At 37.6% G+C, this 20,611-nt stretch carries 16 protein-coding genes and 2 pseudogenes; 2 read left to right on the top strand and 16 right to left on the bottom strand.

All coding sequences use genetic code 11. The features are described from left to right. Positions 1-36: 36 nt before the first annotated feature. The 12 genes and pseudogenes from FLP15_RS08010 to xylA all read right to left on the bottom strand — a co-directional run bounded on the left by FLP15_RS08010 (position 37) and on the right by xylA (position 12,626). A complete protein-coding gene (locus tag FLP15_RS08010; protein WP_142766670.1) occupies positions 37-1,407 on the bottom strand; it encodes a sugar porter family MFS transporter in 1,371 nt (456 codons plus the stop codon). Between the two features lie 176 nt (positions 1,408-1,583). After that, a complete protein-coding gene (locus FLP15_RS08005) occupies positions 1,584-2,189 on the bottom strand; it encodes a sugar O-acetyltransferase (RefSeq protein ID WP_142766669.1) in 606 nt (201 codons plus the stop codon). 17 nt (positions 2,190-2,206) lie between these two features. Further along, a complete protein-coding gene (locus FLP15_RS08000; RefSeq protein WP_142766668.1) occupies positions 2,207-3,055 on the bottom strand; it encodes an aldo/keto reductase in 849 nt (282 codons plus the stop codon). A gap of 60 nt (positions 3,056-3,115) precedes the next feature. Further along, positions 3,116-4,795: a glycoside hydrolase family 43 protein gene (locus FLP15_RS07995; RefSeq protein WP_142766667.1), complete on the bottom strand. Its 1,680-nt coding sequence runs from the start codon at positions 4,793-4,795 to the stop codon at positions 3,116-3,118. Positions 4,796-4,872: 77 nt separating this feature from the next. Next, positions 4,873-5,892, bottom strand: a complete 1,020-nt coding sequence (locus FLP15_RS07990) for an aldose epimerase family protein (protein WP_223804587.1) — start codon at positions 5,890-5,892, stop codon at positions 4,873-4,875. Next, positions 5,889-7,400, bottom strand: coding sequence for a xylulokinase (gene xylB, locus FLP15_RS07985; protein ID WP_142766666.1), 1,512 nt, complete (start codon positions 7,398-7,400; stop codon positions 5,889-5,891). Before xylB ends, FLP15_RS07990 begins: the two co-directional genes overlap by 4 nt. Positions 7,401-7,427: 27 nt before the next feature. Then, positions 7,428-7,598 carry a hypothetical protein gene (locus FLP15_RS13145; RefSeq protein WP_223804586.1) on the bottom strand — a complete coding sequence of 57 codons (171 nt, stop codon included), beginning with the start codon at positions 7,596-7,598 and terminating at the stop codon, positions 7,428-7,430. Positions 7,599-7,729: 131 nt separating this feature from the next. Continuing rightward, a complete protein-coding gene (locus FLP15_RS13140; RefSeq protein WP_223804585.1) occupies positions 7,730-8,047 on the bottom strand; it encodes a polysaccharide deacetylase family protein in 318 nt (105 codons plus the stop codon). A gap of 22 nt (positions 8,048-8,069) precedes the next feature. Continuing rightward, positions 8,070-8,927, bottom strand: a complete 858-nt coding sequence (locus tag FLP15_RS07975; RefSeq protein WP_142767470.1) for a carbohydrate ABC transporter permease — start codon at positions 8,925-8,927, stop codon at positions 8,070-8,072. Continuing rightward, a pseudogene (locus FLP15_RS07970) lies at positions 8,927-9,882 on the bottom strand (carbohydrate ABC transporter permease). The gene FLP15_RS07975 and the pseudogene FLP15_RS07970 overlap by 1 nt, the downstream one beginning before the upstream one ends. Positions 9,883-9,952: 70 nt before the next feature. Next, positions 9,953-11,263: an ABC transporter substrate-binding protein gene (locus tag FLP15_RS07965; protein ID WP_142766665.1), complete on the bottom strand. Its 1,311-nt coding sequence runs from the start codon at positions 11,261-11,263 to the stop codon at positions 9,953-9,955. Between the two features lie 44 nt (positions 11,264-11,307). Then, positions 11,308-12,626: pseudogene (xylA, locus tag FLP15_RS07960) on the bottom strand (xylose isomerase). 98 nt (positions 12,627-12,724) lie between these two features. Here xylA and FLP15_RS07955 point away from each other — a divergent pair. Together FLP15_RS07955 and FLP15_RS07950 are read left to right on the top strand one after the other, a co-directional pair. Further along, entirely contained in the window at positions 12,725-13,678 is a 954-nt protein-coding gene (locus tag FLP15_RS07955) for an AraC family transcriptional regulator (protein WP_142766664.1), read from the top strand. A gap of 306 nt (positions 13,679-13,984) precedes the next feature. Then, on the top strand, positions 13,985-14,521 hold the full coding sequence (locus tag FLP15_RS07950; protein ID WP_142766663.1) for a ClbS/DfsB family four-helix bundle protein: 537 nt from the start codon (positions 13,985-13,987) through the stop codon (positions 14,519-14,521). 325 nt (positions 14,522-14,846) lie between these two features. On the opposite strand, the gene FLP15_RS07945 is transcribed toward FLP15_RS07950, so the two are convergent. From FLP15_RS07945 to hemA, 4 genes are all read right to left on the bottom strand, one after another. Continuing rightward, the gene (locus FLP15_RS07945) at positions 14,847-16,253 is read right to left on the bottom strand and encodes an APC family permease (protein WP_142766662.1); all 1,407 of its coding nucleotides are present in this window, start codon (positions 16,251-16,253) and stop codon (positions 14,847-14,849) included. A gap of 390 nt (positions 16,254-16,643) precedes the next feature. Next, positions 16,644-17,978, bottom strand: coding sequence for an aspartate aminotransferase family protein (locus tag FLP15_RS07940; protein WP_142766661.1), 1,335 nt, complete (start codon positions 17,976-17,978; stop codon positions 16,644-16,646). A 318-nt stretch (positions 17,979-18,296) separates the two neighbouring features. Next, positions 18,297-19,280, bottom strand: coding sequence for a porphobilinogen synthase (gene hemB, locus FLP15_RS07935; protein ID WP_142766660.1), 984 nt, complete (start codon positions 19,278-19,280; stop codon positions 18,297-18,299). Positions 19,281-19,331: 51 nt separating this feature from the next. Further along, positions 19,332-20,609 (bottom strand): glutamyl-tRNA reductase, encoded by a 1,278-nt coding sequence (gene hemA / locus FLP15_RS07930; RefSeq protein ID WP_142766659.1) that lies wholly within the window; start codon positions 20,607-20,609, stop codon positions 19,332-19,334. Positions 20,610-20,611 lie beyond the last annotated feature (2 nt).

The raw sequence follows: 20,611 nt of genomic DNA, 5'->3' as shown, positions 1-20,611 counted from the left end.
ATTTAAAATTCACAAACAAGTTTAATTTTATTATATTTATCCGTTAAGATGATGGACACGATGAAGTAGTTCTGCTTCGATTTGTTCCAATGTTTTACCACGAGTTTCGATAACCCTCTTACTAGTAAACCAGATAGATAGAAAGCAACAAGCTGCATAAAGTAAGAAAATTTTACCCGTACCAAAAAACGAAAGCAAAGGCAAGAAAGTTAATGAAACCACCCAATTTGCAGCCCAGTTAACCGCGGCCCCAAAAGAATTTCCAAGTCCACGAATCTTTAGTGGGAAACTTTCGCCGATCATCACCCACATCACAGGTCCCCACGTTGCAGAAAAGAAAGCGATATAAACTGTTAATGCAATAACTGCCAAATATTTACCAAAACCAATATGTGCATTCTCAGCCAAAATCATCCCAACAGACATCAGTACAAGAGAAATCCCCATTCCCCAAGCGCCAAAATTCAACATCCACCGACGATTAACCTTATCCATCACTTTCATTGCAATATAGGTGACAATCACGTTAAAAATACCAATACCAATGTGAGCGAGCAATGCTGCACTTGCCCCAAAACCAACAGAAACAAAGATTGATGGAGCAAAGTATAAAACAGTATTGCAGCCCATCACTTGTTGGAAAACAGCAAGTCCAATCGCCATAATCAACACTGGACGTGACATTTTCCCAAATAATTCTTGCAATCCACCTTGTTTTTCCTCATTTGCCATAAGTTGTATATCAGAAATTTCGGCATCAATAGAATCAGGATTGTCATTAATCATCCTTAAAATCTCACGCGCTCCCTTTTCATCATCATGACGTACAAGAAATCGTGGAGATTCAGGTAAAAATAACCCACCAATAAAAAGTAAAGCCGCAGGAATTGTTGCAAGCCCAAGCATCCAGTGCCAGTTTCCTGACACTCCTTGCAAAGCATAATTTGAAATGTAAGCAAGTAAGATTCCAGTCATAATCATCAATTGAAACATTGTAGATACTCCACCACGAATTTCTGCAGGTGAAAGTTCTGATAGATAAGTAGGAACTAATGCAGATGCTGAACCAACAGCCATCCCTAAAATAACACGAGAAATGATGAGTAGCTCTGCACTATTAGAAAGTCCAGAACCTAAAGCTCCAATAAAAAATATGATTGCTGATAGTAACAAAAGTCGTTTACGTCCAAACCTATCACTCATCGGTCCAATAACAACAGCACCAATTACCGCACCCATCAAAACTGCTGCAGTAATCCACCCTTCCATCCAAGCCCAACTACTAACATGCCAACTCTCTTTTTCAATGAAAAGTAATGCACCAGATATAACACCCGTATCATATCCAAATAATAGCCCACCTAAAGCACCAAAAAAATAGATGAAAGTGGGAGAAAGTTTTCTCATAACAATAACTCCTTAATTTTATTTTCGCAAGTCTCTCTTGCATTGTTTTATTACACTTAAATGATACCGCTTTCTAATTATATTTTCTTGGAGAACTTTGATATTTTAAAACGGAAAGGTTGCGTTTATTTCATATTAAAAAACCGTCTTTTTGCACTAGACGGCTTAACTTAACATCAGTATCTTTTTAATATACGTGCTGGATTTCCAGCAGCCATGCAATGACTGAGAACATCTTTAGTGACTACACTCCCTGCACCAATCACAACATCATCCCCGATTGACACCCCTGGTAAGATAATCACACCTCCTCCAAGCCAACAGTCATCACCAATCGTAATCGGTGCATCATACTGCCAACCTTGTCTTCTTAAGCTAGGACTACTAGCATGATGATTAGGGGTAAATAATTGACAATTTGGACCAATAAAACAGTGATTTCCTATCGTCACTTTTCCAGCACTAATCACTTGTAGTCCAGAGTTAATAAAACTTTCTTCTCCCACATAAAAATGTTCAGGATATTCCACGCTCGTCAACGGAAAATATATTTCAGCTGTCTTAGAAAGATGAGGCAAAAAGTCTTCGAGAAGCACTCTTGCTTCTTCAAAACTTTCTTTTGATTTATCATTTATTTTTTGTATTCTTTGGCTACTCTTTTTGACAATTTCTTGCAATTCTGGCTCTTTGCCAAATTGGTACCAATCTCCATTTTCTATTTTTTCAAATAAGGATACCTTGTTTAATCGCTCAATTTCTTCATTAGTGAGTGTTCTTTGCATTTTATTCTTCCCTTTTCTTACCATCTATCTTCTGTATAATTTGCATCTGGCGCACCCATTACCCGCTCTCCTTTTTGCAGTTTGTCAATGATTTGTTCGTCTGTTGGTGTCAAAGACCAGTCAAAGATACTAATATTTTGCTCCTGCCTTGCAAAATTCGTTGATTTTGGAATGACAGCAATTTCTTTTTGAACAAGCCAACGTAAAATAATCTGCCCTGCTGACTTATGATATTTTTGGGCTAATTCTATTATTTTACTATCATTTAGTTCTTGACCACCGTGACCTAAAGGACTCCATGCTTGAAGTTGAATCCCTAACTTCTGCAAATAATTATGAGTAACATGGTTAGAAAAGTAAGGATGGGTTTCCAGTTGGTCAACTGCAGGCATAATTCTTGCGCGGGTTAAGAGACGATCAATATGATTAGGTTCAAAATTTGACACTCCTATCGCTCTTACAAGACCATCATCATAGAGTTCTTCTAATGCTTTCCATGTTTCAAAAAAAGTTTTTTCCTTTGGCCAATGAATCAAATATAAATCTAAATAATCCGTCTGTAATTCCTTTAGTGTTTTCTGAAATGCAGACAATGTTTGTTCATAACCTTGCTCATCTTGGGCGATTTTACTCGTCAACCAATATTCCTCACGATTACATTCTAAAGTTTGCAACCAATTTCCAAGAGCAATTTGATTACCATAACTCGATGCCGTATCAAAAAGGCGATACCCCATATTCCAAGCGCTATTATAAACAGCATTAAAATCAGAGACATCTGTTTCAAGAACAGAACCAAACCCAAGGACTGGCATCTTTATTCCATTGTTCAATGTCACAAACTTTTTTCCATAATTTTTGTTCATTTTTACCTTACCTTTAGAAAACTCACTTCGCCTTTAAAGGTGAAGTGAGTTATTTTCTTATTAATCAAAACGAGATTCACTAGCTTCCCAGCTGTACGAACCATCCTTAAGAAGTTTGTCGCCTAGTTCTTGATAATCAAAATAATCAAACTCAGCTTGAGCATCATATCCAGAATAATCAACAGCAGCAAGTCCTACAAAAGCACCAGTGAAGAATCCACCATAAGACTGTACTACATAATCATCTGACAACACAGCTGCGTCCAAATAAACTGGAATTTCTATAAATTCTTTGCCGTCAAACGAATATTCATAGCTATATGTTTCTTTACGAACTTTTGTTCGCAACCAAACATACTCTGTTCCTTCAGGAATTTTTATTGCATTATCTTTCAAATACGATGTATAATTGCCACGATTATTTTCTCCAACTTCGATGACATGACCTTTGATTTCATTCCATGTCACAAAAGCAAAACTCCAATGACGGTCGTTATAATAGTTGGTTAAACCGGCCATTTGTTGGTAACTAAAAGGGTTAAATTTAACCTTGGTTTCAGCGTCAAAGTAAAAAGCTTGCCATCTACGAGCAATTAAAGATAGGTCATGGACATTAGCTAGTGAGCCTTGTCCTACTAAAGTTAATTTACCATTTCCCACCTGACCCATTTTTTTATTAAATGGTACACGAAGAGTATTCCAATTCATATCTAGTGTATTATTTTCAAAATCATCGTGTTGTGAGTGATGAAAAGGAACCTTTGTCTCAATCACATCTTTAGGTCCTTCAACAAAAGTAGTACCACCATGTCCACCGACAATACGAGGCCATCCTTCTTTGTCCCATTCAACTTTTTGAATAGAAGTTTCACGCCCTAATGTTGACCAGCCACGTGGGTCCGTGCTGGATTCGTTTTCTCTATTCCAAGGTCGAGCGCAAAGAGAAGCATAGTACCATTCTCCCTCAGGTGTTGAAACTAAGCCACCATGTCCTTGTTTTTGAATATAGGAATCTGGTGTATCAAAATTGGTAATAAAAGGATCCCCAGGTTCTGTTTCAAATGAGTTTGCTTCTAAAGTCTTAGATCTAGCAACGACTTCTTGATGGGTAAATATCGTTCCACCTTGAGCAGCAAAAAGGAAATAATAACCGTTTACTCTGTAAAGGTGTGGACCTTCAACTAACTTAACATGAGTTCCTTTATAGATTGTTCTTGCTGTTTCTGGACGAAGTTTCATCGTTGATACATCAAATTCTGTCAATGTAATTCCATCAAAAGGATGATGATACTCACGGTGATCCCAAGTTTGTTGGACAAGATATTTTTTGCCATTTTCATCATGAAAAAGTGAAGCATCAAACCCTACGCCGTTAAGCTTGATTGGTTCAGACCAAGGGCCATGGATATCTGTTGCTGTTGTCAGATAATTTGTCATATCCTTAAAAGCTCCCTCGGTAATTTTTACATCAGTATAAACTAACCAAAATTTTCCATCAGAATAAGATAAATCTGGTGCCCAGATTCCTCCTGATGATGGATTTCCTTTCATATCCAGTAATTTTGTGGTTGATAGAGGCGATGGAAGCAAGTTCCAATGTGCTAAATCTTTTGATTCGTGTAAACGCACGCCTGGAAACCACTCAAAAGTTGAATTTGCGATGTAGTACGTATCATCTACACGAATGATTGAAGGATCCGCATTGAACCCTGATAAAACCGGATTTTGAATTTGTGCCATTCTAAAAATTCTCCTTAATAAACATGAAAAGCAATGATAATCATATCTTTATATTATTTCTTTTACACTCTTGATAGTCACTCTGATTCAACAGAAAATGTATAAGTTGAAATGAAGGTCTTTTCTTCACCTGCTCTAAGTTCTATCGTTCCCCATTCAGGATGATGCACTATGTCAGGTAATTCTTGAAATTCAATAGCAAGCCCTCGATTAGGTGTCATCTTCTTTCCCGATATTGTTGACTCTTGTTCAGGATTGGTGGCTGTATAAATGACCACTGCCTGACGATCCGTTATACAGGTTAACCTTCTTCCTGATTTTTTCTCGAAAAGATTTAGAGCTTTTTTCGTATCTTGTTCTGGAAATACGAAGCAGTGATCAAAACCTTGAGGATTTTTTTCTAAAATACTCCTGATAGATACTGGTTTTCTCAAATCATAAACCGTATCTCCCACAGGAACTAGATTTCCCGTTGGAATATTTTCTTCATCCACTTCAACTACTTTTGTCGTTGTGGTTTGTAAAATATGTTCCAAAGTACTCTCTTTGTCAGCTGTAAGGTTAAAATATGGGTGAAAAGCTGGATTGAAAACTGTGTCTTTTTCTGATATTCCTGTCATTTTTACAGTTAGACATGATCCTTCAAGCTCATATATGACACTTACAGAAATATTTCCTGGAAAGCCTGATTGTTCATCCTTCAGAGTTAGTTTAATTCCTATTTTTTCTTTCTCTTTGAATACCTCATAATCCCAAAATTGTCTTTCCCATCCTTTGCTGCCAGAATGAAGCGTATTTTTTCCTTCATTTGCATCTAATTTAATCTCACCATAACTAGCTCCCGCAATCCTACCAGCTACTGGTCCACAAATTACTCCATAATATCCTCCATCATGTATATATGTTTCGGAATTGTCTTTAGAAAGGAGAATATTTTCAAACGTTCCATACTTATCGGGCGCAAAAATCTGATGGATACGCGCTCCAAAGTCATGGATGACAATGGTTAGATGCCCATTTGAAAGAGTAATTTCATGGATGCTCTTACCTGTTAAAAGCGGGAGCTCCTTTTCAGAAATATCACTTATCATAATCATTTTAAGTTCCCATCATTAAAGTCTACTAATTGATGAGATAAATTTTTTGTTGCTGAATAAACTTGTTTCCAGATTTGGTAAATTTTTTCATATTCGGCAACATTTTTAGCAATTGGTTTAAAGGTCTCTAGCTGATAGTGAACAAAAGCTTTCGTTACTTCTTCAAGTGTTGGATAGAAACCGCAACCAAAAGCAGCAATCATACAAGCGCCGAGTCCTGGTCCTTGCTCAACGGTCAAGCGAATCATTTCTGTATTAAAAATATCTGCTTGCATTTGCATAATATCTGGATTTTGTGCCCCTCCACCTACAGAAATCAAGTATTTGAATGTTTTTCCTTTTGCTGATTCCATTATATCTTTTGAATCTCGTAAAGAAAATTGAATGCCTTCTAGGACTGCACGTGAAAAATGTCTTTGTTCATGTGTTGCTGAAATTCCTATAAAACTACCGCGGATTTTAGAATCAAAATGTGGTGTACGTTCTCCTACAATATAAGGTGTAAATAAAAGTCCACTAGACCCTACAGGTACAGTGTTCACATCAGAAAGTAATTCTGAAAAACCTTTACCCTGTCCAAAGGTTTCTTTGTACCAATTCAACGAATTACCTGCTGCTAAAGTAACACCCATAGAATAATAAGCCTGAGGTACAGTGTGATTAAAGAAGTGAAGTTTACCATCATAATTAGTAAACTTGGATTCAAAACTAGAAACAACTCCTGATGTTCCCATTGAGATCAATCCAATTTCTTCGTCAATCAATCCAACACCGAGAGCTGCTGCTGCATTATCTGCTCCACCAGCAAAAACTTTCACTTCATTTTGAATGCCAAATTTATCCTTGATTCCAGTGGTCACTGTGCCAATCTGTCCTACAGACTCAACTAATTCTGGTAAAACTTCCATTGAAATATTAAAAGTATCTGCTATTTCTTTGGACCACTCATGTTTTTCAATGTCTAAAAGTAAAGTCCCTGCCGCATCTGAAAATTCTGTGTGAATGTTTCCTGTCAAATAAAGACCTAAATAATCTTTGGGCAACATTATTTTTTTAACACGTGCCCAAACTTTTGGTTCATTTTCCTGAAGCCATAAAATCTTAGGTAAAGTAAAGCCTTCAAGCGCGATATTACCCGTAATTTCAAGTAATCTGTCACCCATTTTACTCATAATCTCTTGACATTGCTTACTTGTTCTCACGTCATTCCACAAAATAGCTGGATAAATAGGAGTATTGTTTTCATCTAATACAACTAACGAATGCATCTGACCTGAAAAACTAATTCCTGAAAGTGCTGTACCAAAATCTGAAACTTCTTGCGATATTTCAGTTAAAACTTTTTCTAGCGCTTCTACCCAAATAACTGGTTTTTGCTCAGAAAAACCTTGCTTGGGATTGTCGATATCATAATTGGCGCTTTTTGTTGTAACTACCGAGCCTTCTTGGCTCATGAGGATTCCTTTTAAACTTGATGTTCCAAGGTCTATTCCTAAAACGTATGACATTTTTATTTCCTTTCAATCTATAACTTTTTATTTAAATCCAATTTTATCTCTTTTATCCCTAGAGTAGTAGATGTATGGTTCTTCTTTGAGTTGATGCCCCAATAAATCTGGAATCGTTTTAAAAACAAAGTCGTTTTTTTGTAAGTAATCTATTACTTTAGGTAGGGCCTCTGCTTCCGCTTCCTGATAATCATGCATGAGAAGAATATCCCCATCTTCTGCTTTTGTAGCGCGCTCTAAACACTGATTGGCATCATGATGATGCCATGACTCTGTGTCTAAAGACCAACAAATAACAGGGCGATTGACTATTTTTAATGTGTCGAAGTCTATATCACCAAAAGGGGGCGGATAAACTTGGGAAAATCTCCAGTTAGTTCCCTGATAATATGATCTGTCTTTTCCAGTTCTTTCCTAATTTCTTTCTCATCAATTTCAAGTAAAGAACGGTGGGAAAAGGTATGATTACCGAAAGAAAATAGTTTGGCTGCTGCTGCTCGTTTTACAAGTTCTGGATATTGATTAGCATGCTCGCCCCATATCATGAATGTTGCTGGAATTTTTTGAGCGATTAATTCATCTAGTACTCTTGGGGTTGTTAAGCCCCAAGGACCATCATCAAAAGTTAAGGCAATTTCTTTAGTCATCTGCTCATACTTTCTTTTGTCATTAACCTTTAACGCCACCAGCATTTCCGCCGCCAACGATAAATCTTGATAAGAGGAGATAAACAACTATGATAGGCACTACTGTGATAGAAAGTCCGACATAAATAGCTCCCCATTCTACAGTGTGTCCTCCTGCACCCATTGCTGTAATCGTCTGAACAATCATTGGCAAAGTATACATGCTTTGTTTTGAAATTAAAATCAATGGCATCAAGAAGTTGTTCCACGAGAAGACAAAGCCAAATATTGCCATTGTGGCGAGGCCAGGTTTCATCATTGGCAACATGACACGGTGGAATATCTTCAATTCTCCTGCTCCGTCTAAACGGGCTGAGTCTGCATAATCTTTGTTGTAAACGGTTGACATATATTCAACAAGAAAAAATACTGTTGCTGGTGCTGCTAAGCCTGGTAAAATCAGGGGTAAGAAATTATCCAACAAGTTTAACTTAATCATGAATTCGTAGAATCCAATCATTGAAACTTGACTTGGAATCATGATTAGAGCAACAATCGCACCATAAATCAATCTTTTTCCTTTAAAATCATAGGCTACCAACGCATATGCTGCCATTGCAGAAAAATAGACTGAAATAATGGTCGAAGCTGCTGCTACAAAAAAGGAATTACCTACCCCTCGAGCCATATTAAATCCATACTGGAATAAAACTTCAATATTGTGAATCAACGAGCTTCCCGGAATCAATGATACACCAGTATTGATTTGGATAACAGAGCGTGTTGAATTGATTAACATCATAATTAATGGTAGAACACTGATTATCGTCAAAATGGCAAATACAATATAAATTAATATACGTCTTGTCCTCAATGCTTTGCTCATACTAATCTTATTCATCATTTTTTACCTCCAATCGCAGTATTTGTAGTTCTTTCCCGGAAGAATCGGAACATAATAATGGATACGATTGCAGCAATAACTAGTAAGATAATTGATGCTGCGGATGCAATGCCGTAGTTACGATATTGAAAGGCTTGATTATAGATAAAGATAGCCAAAGTATAAACCGAGTTAAGAGGTCCTCCTGAACCCTGTGTTAACAAATACGGAATATCGAAGACTTGCAAACCTCCGACAAATGATGTTACGAAAGTGTACATGATGATTGGACGCATTAAAGGCATCGTGATACGACGATAGATTTGACCATCAGATGCACCATCAATACGTGCAGCCTCAAATAGTGATTCGTCAATAGATGAAATTGCTGCAACGAATACAATCGAAGTTTGTCCATACCACATCCAAAACTGAAGGAAGATCGTAATCCCTCGTGTCCCCCAGACAGATTGTAAGAAGTTGAATGGATGACTAATCAAATGTAAATTCATCAAGAATTGATTTGCTGGCCCTGAGGATATGAAAATAAAATCATGAACAAAGCAGCGACAGATGCCGCCATAATCATATTAGGGAGATAAAAAACTGTCTTGAAAAAACTAGAGCCTTTCAGGGCTAGTTTTCTATTTGTCCACCATGCTGCCAAAATCAAAGCCATCAGTATTTGTGGTATAAAATTAAGCAGCCATAAAAGTAATGTATTTTGCAGACTTTGTATAAATAATGGTGTCTTAGTGAGCAAAGTTACAAAGTTGTCGAATCCTACATTTGTTGCTGTTGATAACGTCTGCCAACCATTCATACTCGTAAAAGCTATTCTGAAAGTATAAATAATTGGATAGAGTTGAAAGAGTAGAAAACCAATGAAAAATGGAATGAGAAAATAATAACCGTAACGATTATATTTTTCAAACTTTAACTTTTTCGTTGATTTTTTTTTATGTTTTTCCATGTTATTCTCCATAAAAGAAGAACCGAATAAGTTTATTCGGTTCTCTTATTTGCTAATTGAACCACTGAATTTAGTCGGTAGTCAATTCAGGATAAGCACTTTTCACGTCAGCTTTGAAAGTTGCCAATGCTTTATCTTTAGTTGTTTTACCATTAGCATATGGGTTAATCACATCGTTAATCCAAAGGTTTTGGATATTTTGGTCGTATTTAGTGATAATTTTACCATTGATATTTTTAGCTGCTTCTGAGAATAATGAGTATGGATTTTGAGTACCAATTGGACTTCCTTTAACTGGATTATTATCATAGTCTTTTGCAACAGCTTCATCAACTTTTTGATCTGCTACAAAGTCCGTATTAGCAGATGCTTGCCAAGTTTGGAATTTTTTATCCGTTGACCAGTAAATTGCGAGTTTTGCTGCATTCGCTTCATCTTTAGTTCCTTTGACGGCACCAAACCAAGTACCACCCCATGAGTAAGCTTGAGGTCCTTGAATTGCTCGCCAATCTCCTGCTGTTCCTTTAGAATAGTCTTTCAACCAGTAAAATAGTCCCCATGATGGTAATGAATACGCTACAATGTTATCAGAAGACATTCCTGCAAACCAGTCAGAATTTTGCCCCACAGTATTTTGTGTTAATCCCTTGTCAACAAATGTTTTCATCAAATCAAGATTAGTGAGTAATGATGAGTCAATTTGAAGTTTATTATCTTTGGATACCCAACCTTCAGTACGTCCACCAATCGCTGGCATATACATATCTTGCAGAGATGAGAAGAGATAAGCTTTACCTCCAGATTTTTCTTTAATCGTCTCTGCTGTTTTTTCTACCTGTTCCCAACTTGAGAAAGCTTGTTGAGCAGCTTTTTGGTCATCTGGTGCAATTCCCAAATATTTTTGCAATAATGATGCACGATAGTAAACAGCTCCTGGAGCAGCTTGATAAGAAATAGCTACTTGATTACCTTTGCTATCTTTACCAATATCTAATGTGTATGAGAAACTATCTTTTGTAGCACTCTTAACACCATAAGGTTTGAGATTAGCAAGCATTCCTGAGTCTACATATTTACTCACAAATCCTGCATCTAAAGCGACCATATCAGGTGCCTTATTTGTACCTAGAACTTTGTCTAGTTTTGTTTGGAAATCCGCATAGGGAATAACTGTCTCTTTTATTTTGAAACCATTGGGATTCTCTTTTTCATATTCTTGGATTTGCGGTTTCATATCTGCAAAAGTCCAAAGATTAATGTTTTTATCTGCAGCCTTTGGTGCAGATGATTTTGAAGCACTCGTTGATGAACCACAAGCTGCAAGCAAGCCTGCACTAGCCAACGCAATGGTTCCTAAGATAACTTTTTTTGAAGTTTTCATGAATATTCACTCCTATATGAACATTTTATTTTGATTTTATTTGCTTAAACAAGATAGTCATTCAAAACTGATTTAATGTGTTCGAGATGATTAGATTCTAATTCAATTTCATCACCATGTTCAAGAGCGTAGGTTGCAAGACTTTCAAAGGTTGCTGTACCATCTTCAATTGAGCGACCAACTTCTGTTGTTTTATATGATTCATAGCGATGTTCAACAATATCTGATAAGAATTTATCTTCAATGATTGCTGCTGCTCCTTTAAGCGCACGCGCATAAGTATCCATACCTGCTATATGCGCTAAAATCAAATCTTCAGCCTTGAATGACGTACGACGAACTTTAGCATCAAAGTTGATTCCCCCTTTGCCAAGTCCACCATTCAAGAGAATTTGGTGCATAGCCAACGTAATGTCAATAACTAGTGTTGGGAACTCATCAGTATCCCAACCAAGTAAGTAATTTCCTTGATTAGCATCAATGGAACCAAGTGCATTGAAAGTACGAGCTGTATTTAATTCATGCTCGAAAGTATGACCAGCAAGCCAAGCGTGGTTTGTTTCCAAGTTGAGTTTGAAGTATGGATCCAAATCATATTTTTGAAGGAAAGCCATTGCTGTTGCAGCATCAAAGTCGTATTGGTGAGTCATTGGTTCTTTTGGTTTTGGTTCAATCAAGAAGATTGGCAAATGATTGATTGATTTTGCATAGTCAATTGCCATATGGAAGAATTTTGCCATATGGTCCATTTCAAGACCCATGTCAGTATTCAGAAGTGATTCGTAACCTTCACGACCGCCCAGAAGACGTAATTTTCACCACCAAGTTTTTTAGAAATTTCAAGACCTTTTTTAACTTGAGCCGCTCCATAAGCAAAAACTTCAGCACGATTAGATGTGGAAACACCGTTCATATAACGTGGGTTTGAGAACATATTTGCTGTGTTCCAAAGGAGTTTGATACCTGTTTCTTTTTGTTTTTCAAGGAGGTGGTCAGTGATTTCGTCCAAGTTTGCATAAAATTCTTTGAGAGAGCTACCTGCTGGTGCAATATCAATATCGTGGAAACAATAATATTTCACTCCTAGTTTTTCAGCAATTTCGAAGAATGCATCTACGCGACGGTGAGCGATTTCAAGCTCTGTTCCACCTTCTAAATCCCAAGGTCGCTCCATTGTTGCTCCACCAAATGGGTCTGTTCCATCCATCGTAATTGTGTGCCAGAATGCCAATGCAAAGTGAAGATGTTCAGCCATTGTCTTGCCTAGCACCACTTCTTCAGGATTGTAATGACGAAAGGCAAACATGTTTTTTGTTTTTGTACCTTCATATTGGATGGATGAGATGTTGTTAAAGTAAGCCATTTTATAGCTCCTCCTAAGTAAGATGTATTTTTATTATTTCTAAATTCCTGCGAGCGCTTGCAAAAATATGTTACAATTACTAACAGGAGGTTGTAGACGTGAAAAATGAGTTGGAGAATATTTATCATTCAAAGATAAACAATCTGAATTTTTTGTTAGTGGATATTGCTTATCGTAAACCCCATTTGCACTTTGATATGGAAGTATCGTTTGTCCTTGAGGGAAAAGGAAAAATTAGAACTCAAGAACAAGAATTTACTATTCAAGCAGGGCAGGGCATTATTTTTAATAGTTGCCAGATTCATGAGTTTATCTCAGAACAAGCGATGAAAGTCTTGGTCGTGCAGTTTAGTACAACAATCCTTGAGATTATTTTTCCTCAGTTGGATCGGACAAACTTTGAAAGCCGACCCTTTGATTTGGAGAATAATCCTGAAGTCCTTTATTTTATTCTTCAAGCAGCTCTGAGTTATTTTGAAGAAGGGACGCATTCTCCGTTGCGCGTGCATGGTTACACCTCGTTGGTTCTGGATGGGCTGATGGAAATCTGCAATTACGACATTCTCAGTGCAGCCCAACAAAATAAATTGATGGACTTACAAGAGCGTATCCAGCGGATTTCTTCGTACATCCATGAACACTATACCAGCAAGATTTCTCTAGATGATTTAGCAACACGTGAAGGATTTTCTCGGACTTATTTTAGTCACTTTTTTAAAAATAATTTTGGTATCACTTTTAAAGAGTACTTGGATAACTTACGCTGTGAAAAAGCACGAACTCTTCTTGCATCGACGAATGAAAATCTGCTCACAATTTCCTATATTTGTGGTTTTTCTGACATCAGGACATTGAATAATGCATTCTCTAAATGCTACGGTGTTTCTCCAAGAGATTATCGAACGAATAACCTAAACTCTCCTTCATTGGTAGAGATGTCTTTTAATCAAGACGAAATTGATAATCAACGAAGTTATGGTGATAAAGAAAGTTTTGATTTACTTCAGCATTATTTTGATGAGAGGTTTACAAGGTTTGTTTTTAAGCGTTAATTCTTATTTCTCCCTTGCACAATAACAATGATACCGTTTTCCTAAATGTTTGTCTTACCAATTCTTTCGATTTTAAAGTGGAAACGTTGTCATTTTTATAATTCGTTTTATACTATAAAAATTAATATATAAAAAACGATTCTTTTATTAAGAATCGAGCAAAATAGATAGTGAAAAACAGAGTGTTTTATGATAAGAACAGGGTTATAATGAAAACCTCTCCTGAAATTGTTAAAAAATGAATTTGATAGAAGATATGAGCTTCGTGATACAATGTTGGTAACACATAAATGAGGAAAAATTAATATGGTAAAAGCTACAAATAAATCAGAACTTATTTCCTATTCTCAAAAGAACTGGGAGAAACTTTGGAAATTAATTGATGATATGGATGAAGAAACGAAAAATGGAACCTTTAGATTTAACTCTGAAGGGAAAAAAGAGCAACATTGGTCAAGGGATAAGAATATTAGAGATGTTTTGGCACATTTATATGAGTGGCATAAACTCCTACTCAATTTTGTTATGAAAAATAGACAGGGAGAACATATCTCATTTCTGCCCATTCCTTATTCGTGGAAAAATTATGGAGATATGAATGAAAAATTCTGGGAAAAAAATCAAAAAATTTCTTTTGAAGATTTGAAACAACAAATTTTTCAAACACATCAAGAATTAATTGCTCTCATTGGTACTTTTTCTAATGATGAATTATATGTAAAAAAGTATTTCAACTGGACTGGAACAACTAGTCTAGGACAATATTTTCAATCTTCTTTACCTTCCCATTATGATTGGGCTTTGAAAAAGCTAAGACTTCATAAAAAAACATTTCACAATTAAAAAACAAGTCTATCAAAAATTAAAAAATGTATTCAGTTATAACAGTTAATAAGAGATGTACTTTTAACTTCTAGAAGTCCTGCTTTTTTTACTCTATAGTCATACCAATCTTCAATCTGCTGGATAAGTGCTTGTTCATTCATCTGTAATAAATTTTTGATTAGGATAATGAGCTATAAAATTTCATTTCAGTTGATTAAGCATCAATTCTCCTATCTTGTTTTGTACTATATTTGATATAGCAAAACCTCCTAAAATAGATACTGCTTCTTCGCATTATCTATTTTAAGAGGTTATTTTTTACATTTTCAATTATTATTATCTCTTACTGTTTCTTTATTTTGCTATGTTTACTTCCGTAAAGTGTATAGACAATAATCCCAAGAATAAACCAAATAAATGCTCCTAATTTTGCTGCTGGGTCAAGCATCTCAAAGACGATGACTGAACCAATCGCTCCAAGTGCTGGCAATATAGGGTAAAATGGCATTTTATAACTTGCTTCAGGTAAATCCTTTCCTTCTCTCGGACGAAGAGCAAACATTCCTAAAGAGACGAAAATAAATGCTACCAAGGTTCCTGCAGAGATAAGTTGTGCCAAAAAAGCAAATGGGAAGAATGCGCCAATGACAATAGCGACAACAGTTAAAACTAATAGGCCGTTTGATGGAAGGCCTCTTTTATCTAAACTTCCTACTTTTGCTGGAAGCATTCCATCACGTCCAAAGGCATAAAGTAGACGAGAGCCCGCGAGTACCATCCCCAGTAAAGCAACAAACATCCCTGCATCCGCGACTACTGACACAACTTCAGAAAGTGTACCAAAACCAGCTTTTTCCAGAGCCCAAGAGACTGGTGCTGCATTTCCTGCATACGAAGAATAAGGATGCATACCAACTAGAACTAGAGTTACCGCTGAAAATAGAACGACTGCGATAAGTAATGAGCCAAGAATACCAATTGGCATTGTACGTTTTGGATTTTTAGCTTCTGCTGAATTGGCTGCAATGGAATCAAAACCGATATATGCAAGGAAAATCATTGATACACCTGATAAAATACCAGAAATTCCACCAAAGCCTGTTTTTGGGTTATGAGCTGGGATAAAGGGAACATAATTGTGTGCTTTAATCACTGTTAAACCAACAAATATAAAAGCTAGAATAGCAGCAACTTTTAGGACGACAAGAATTTGTCCAACACGTCCTGCGTCTGATGCTCCTCGCCAGACAACAAAAGAGGATACGGCAATAACTAATAAAGAAATCAAATCAACAATACCACCATTTGTACCAAAAGGGCTTGCTAAAGCTGCTGGCATATGAAAGTTGAGCTGCCCAAGCAAACTCTGGAAAGTTGCTGAGAATCCTGAACCTACAAAGGCGACTGCAATGAAGTATTCAGCAAGAAGCGCCCAACCTGCAATCCATCCGAAACCTTCTCCAAATAAGACCGAAATCCATGAATAAGCAGAGCCTGCAAATGGCATAACCGTTGACATCTCTGCATAGGCGAAAGCTACCAAGCCAGCTACAATAGCGGCTAACAAAAATGAAAATACGACTGCGGGTCCTGCATATTCGGCTGCTACAATACCAGGTAAGGTGAAAATCGAAGTGGAGATGATTGTTCCAACACCAAGAGCAAGGAAATCTCGCACTCCTAAAACTTGTTCTAATTTTTTATCTTTTTGATAGTATGTGCTAAAACTTGCACGTTTTGTGAATCCCATATTTTTCTCCTAGTGCTTTATATTATTTCTTCTTTAACTTAGCAAGTGCGTGCTAACCCCCCCCACCTCTTAAAGGTGGGGGATAAGCAGCACTATCTCCGCTTCGCTTCGCTGTCCATTCGCTCTAAATCGCTAAAGCGATAAGGCGCAATGGCAAGCTCTGCTTTCGTTCTACTGCCTAGGGTCTTAGCGCTTTGCGACTCGACTTGTGGCTTTAGCCACTTAGCGAGAGTGGACAGCGCAGTGAAACGGAGATAGCGCTTAGACTTCAGGGACAGGGTGACCTCATATCTTTGATGTGAGGTTGTGCCCTAACATCGGTGGGGAGAAAGAATCCCCACCAATGAAGTAATCACTTCAATCGACTTTACTGCATGGTAGTCTCTTTTGTTACCAGCCGATTTTTTCTGAATGTTCTGGTAGGGTTAGCTCATTATTTTTATAGGCTTCAAAAGCAATTTCAATTTGTTTGAACCCTTTGCTGAGTTGTGCTTCGGTAATGACTAGTGGTGGTTGAAAGCGGAGGATATTTCCTCGTAAACTAATCATAATGACACCAAGTTGAAATAATTTGTAGATGATTTTAGTCGTTCCATCTATATCTGGACTACCCTTACTATCAACAATATCAATTCCTCCATCAAGTCCATACATTCTTGTATCTCCGATAAAGTCATACTTTTCTTTCATTGTTTGAAAAAATTCGAAAGATTGTTTTCCGAGTTGTTCTGAGCGCTTGACAAGTTTTTCTTCTTCAATGACTTCTAGAGTTGCATGGGCTGCTGCTGCACATATCGGGTTTCCTGCCGTGGTAAATACGTGAGCTGGTGCAGCTAAACTGTCCATAATTTCTGTACGTCCTATGAGAGCAGACAATGGGAGTCCTGATGCCAATGATTTCCCAACACTGATTAGATCTGGTTCAATGTTAAAATGTTCAACGGACCACATCTTCCCTGAACGTCCAAGTCCTTGATTGATTTCATCAACTGCAAAAATAATTCCGTGTTTTCTTGTAAAATCGTAAAGACGCTTGAGATAACTTTGTGGTGCCGCGATGATACCTCCATCTCCCTGAATAGGTTCAATAATAATCGCTGCTACTTCTTCAACAGGTAACCATGTTTCAAAAGGGAGTGTAAACATCTGCCACATTCTATCTATAAATTGGTCGTCTGTTTCATTTTTCATTCTTAGATGTATGTCAGGGTAAGGGAGCTTTATAATGTTGGGTAAAAGTGGTCCTATTTTTCTTGACATATTTAGACTGACTGAGGACAAGCTTAATGAGCCATAGGTTGAACCGTGATAAGCTCCGGTGAAACTAATAATATATGGTCGTCCTGTATAGGCGCGAGAAAATTTTATTATTGCATCATTAGCATCTGAACCTGACGTTCCTAATGCAACTTTCTTAGAAAAATTTCCTGGAGCGAGTTGTGCTAGTTTGGTCAACAGTGAAGCGGTCATTTCATTTGCATAATAGGCAGGAGTGAAATGAATGAGCCGCTCTGCCTGCTCTTGAATTGCCTTGACAACTTTAGGGTGACAATGACCTACGTTTGCAGACGATGCACTAGAAAGGAAATCAATATATTCTCGTCCCTCCACATCATATAACAATGCACCGCTCCCACGTTCAAGCACAATATCAAAGTATTTGACGCGTGAACTTTCTGGGATACTTTCTGCTTCTTCGGCTAAAATGCTGTGGTTATCCTTCATAAACTCTCCTTTCTTTCTAGGTAAGATGAACTGCTCTTTTCATCTTTTGAAATGTTATTTATTTAGTATAAATAAATTTTATAGAATTGTCAAAATATTATTAATAATATGGTGTTCTTATTTGCTTAGTACATCATTCGTGATAAATAAAACACAATCGAAATCTTGATTGTGTTTTTTAGATAATGAAGTCAAGACTTATTCAGTGGGAGTTTCGACTCACCACTGAATTTAGTCGGACGAAATTCAAGGCTTAGTGCTGCTTTATCCCCTACCCAAAGAGGTAGGGGTATTAGCATGCACTTGCTTTGATAAAATTCAATCTTCATTGAGCCATTTCGCAACATCTTTTGCAAAATAAGTAATAATCATATCTGCTCCAGCACGTTTCATGCTGGTCAGCTGTTCCATGACGATGCGTTTTTCGTCAATCCAGCCTTTCTGTGCTGCGGCTTTGACCATGGCGTATTCGCCAGAGACATTGTAAGTCACGACAGGCAGATTGCAGTTATTGCGCACATCTCGTGTGATGTCTAGATATGAGAGGGCAGGTTTTACGATGAGAAAGTCTGCGCCTTCTTCAATATCAGATTGCATTTCACGCAGGGCTTCAAGACGATTGGCTGGGTCCATTTGATAGGTCTTACGGTCAGAGGGACCTGTGCGTGGCGCTGAGTCTGCCGCATCACGAAACGGACCGTAGAATGCTGAGGCGTATTTGACGGCGTAGCTCATGATGGGAATATTTTCAAAGCCGTTTTCGTCAAGCCCAGCACGGATTGCAGCTACAAAACCGTCCATCATATTTGACGGTGCGATGATGTCTGCTCCTGCTTTTGCCTGCGAGACTGCTGTTTTCACGAGAAGTTCAAGACTTTCGTCATTAATGACACAATCATGCTCAATCATGCCACAATGCCCGTGGTCTGTGTATTCGCAGAGACAGGTGTCAGCAATGACAAGAAGGTCTGGATGACTTGCTTTGATTTGGCGAATGGCTTTTTGCAAAATGCCATTATCATTGTAAGCCTCGCTACCTAGCGCGTCTTTGTGGTCAGGAATGCCAAACAGAATCACTGCTGGAATCTTCAACTGAATAATAGTTTGCATTTCGATTTCAAGCATGTCAAGGCTAAATTGGTACTGACCTGGCATTGAAGAAATCTCTTTTTTGATGTTTTCTCCTTCGACAATAAATAAAGGATAAATCAGGTCTTCTTTGCGAATAAAATTTTCGCGTACCATACTGCGCATGGTCTCAGATGAGCGCAGACGGCGATGACGGTTAAATTGTAAGTTCATTTTTTCATTTCTTTCTTTTGTGTCAAATTTGACAGTCCTGAGCGTTTTCTGTCAGTGTTTTTTGTCTTCTGACAGCTTAAAAATTTCTTTGAAAAGTGTCAGTTTTTCTGGTGAATTTTCATCAGTAGTGAGTGATTTGACAGTCAAAATCGGGTCACGCAGGAGTTGATTGACAATAGACTTGGTCAGTTTATTGATGACTTTTCGGTCATGAGTGGATAAATCTGTCAGTTTATGGTCAATGGTTTCCATGACTTTCTCTTGAATCTGCATTGATTTTTCTTGAAGTTCGGCAATGATTGGCGTAACTTGTTGCGCTGACAGCCAGTTTTCAAATTCGTCAGTCGCTTTTAGAATCATATTTTCTACTTCTTTTTCAGCTTTCTGACGCTCTGATTTGTTAAATTTGACTAAGCTTTCCAAGTCGTCAATATCGTAAAGTTTCACTCCTCGGATGCTTCTTACCGTTGGCTCGATATCTCTTGGCACCGCCAAATCAAAAAGAATCAGCGGCTTATCGCCCCGCTTTGCCTGAACAATGCGAATGAGACTTTCATCTAAAATAAAAGATTTGCTGGAAGTTGATGAAAAGACGAAATCGACTTCTGTCAGTGACTGCTCAAGCTCTGTCAGTTTGACAGCCTGCGCATGATAGCGCTCGGCGAGTTTCTGCGCTTTCTCATAAGTGCGGTTAGCAATGCTCAAGCCTGCAATCTTCTGGGCGGCAATATATTTCGCCGAAAGTTCCGACATTTGCCCTGCACCAATGACAGCTGCTTTTTTGTCAGATAAATCTGACCAGATGTTTTTGGTTAATTGCACTGCAGCAGAGCCTACAGACACAGAATTTCGCGACAGAAGGGTTTCCGTATGTGCCTTTTTGGACAGCGTAATGGCTGATTTAAACAGTGTATTGAGAACGCTTCCTGTCGCTTGATTTTCCTGAGCAAAGAGAAAGCTGGACTTGACCTGCGAGAGAATCTGCTCTTCTCCAACAATCAGCGATTCCAGACCGCAAGTCACTCGAAAAAGGTAGTTTGCGACCTCTAACTCTTGATAAATATCCAAAAATCCAGAAAAAGTCGTAATCGAAAGATGAAACCAGCTTGCCAAGAAGCGTTTAAGGTAATCTTCACCACGCTTTTTTTGGTCAACCACAGCATAAATCTCTGTCCGATTACAGGTGGACAAAATCACATTTTCAAAGACAGATTGCGATTCTTTCAAAGTTGCCATCGCTGCTGCCAATTCTGATTCTGCAAAAGCCAGTTTTTCGCGGAACTCGATTGGAACTTTTTTATAATTTAAACTTAGTGCTAATAAATGCATTT

Source organism: Lactococcus protaetiae, from assembly GCF_006965445.1.
In the GTDB taxonomy this organism is placed as follows: Bacteria; Bacillota; Bacilli; order Lactobacillales; family Streptococcaceae; genus Lactococcus; species Lactococcus protaetiae.
Note: the sequence above shows the minus strand (reverse complement) of the source record. Positions and strands in the feature narration are given on the sequence as shown.

Coding starts and splice junctions, on each gene's coding strand:
- FLP15_RS08010 (WP_142766670.1), bottom strand. CDS start 1,407: ATGAGAAAACTTTCTCCCACTTTCATCTATTTTTTTGGTGCTTTAGGT.
- FLP15_RS08005 (WP_142766669.1), bottom strand. CDS start 2,189: ATGCAAAGAACACTCACTAATGAAGAAATTGAGCGATTAAACAAGGTA.
- FLP15_RS08000 (WP_142766668.1), bottom strand. CDS start 3,055: ATGAACAAAAATTATGGAAAAAAGTTTGTGACATTGAACAATGGAATA.
- FLP15_RS07995 (WP_142766667.1), bottom strand. CDS start 4,795: ATGGCACAAATTCAAAATCCGGTTTTATCAGGGTTCAATGCGGATCCT.
- FLP15_RS07990 (WP_223804587.1), bottom strand. CDS start 5,892: ATGATTATGATAAGTGATATTTCTGAAAAGGAGCTCCCGCTTTTAACA.
- xylB (WP_142766666.1), bottom strand. CDS start 7,400: ATGTCATACGTTTTAGGAATAGACCTTGGAACATCAAGTTTAAAAGGA.
- FLP15_RS13145 (WP_223804586.1), bottom strand. CDS start 7,598: ATGCATGATTATCAGGAAGCGGAAGCAGAGGCCCTACCTAAAGTAATA.
- FLP15_RS13140 (WP_223804585.1), bottom strand. CDS start 8,047: ATGACTAAAGAAATTGCCTTAACTTTTGATGATGGTCCTTGGGGCTTA.
- FLP15_RS07975 (WP_142767470.1), bottom strand. CDS start 8,927: ATGAATAAGATTAGTATGAGCAAAGCATTGAGGACAAGACGTATATTA.
- FLP15_RS07965 (WP_142766665.1), bottom strand. CDS start 11,263: ATGAAAACTTCAAAAAAAGTTATCTTAGGAACCATTGCGTTGGCTAGT.
- FLP15_RS07950 (WP_142766663.1), top strand. CDS start 13,985: ATGGTAAAAGCTACAAATAAATCAGAACTTATTTCCTATTCTCAAAAG.
- FLP15_RS07945 (WP_142766662.1), bottom strand. CDS start 16,253: ATGGGATTCACAAAACGTGCAAGTTTTAGCACATACTATCAAAAAGAT.
- FLP15_RS07940 (WP_142766661.1), bottom strand. CDS start 17,978: ATGAAGGATAACCACAGCATTTTAGCCGAAGAAGCAGAAAGTATCCCA.
- hemB (WP_142766660.1), bottom strand. CDS start 19,280: ATGAACTTACAATTTAACCGTCATCGCCGTCTGCGCTCATCTGAGACC.
- hemA (WP_142766659.1), bottom strand. CDS start 20,609: ATGCATTTATTAGCACTAAGTTTAAATTATAAAAAAGTTCCAATCGAG.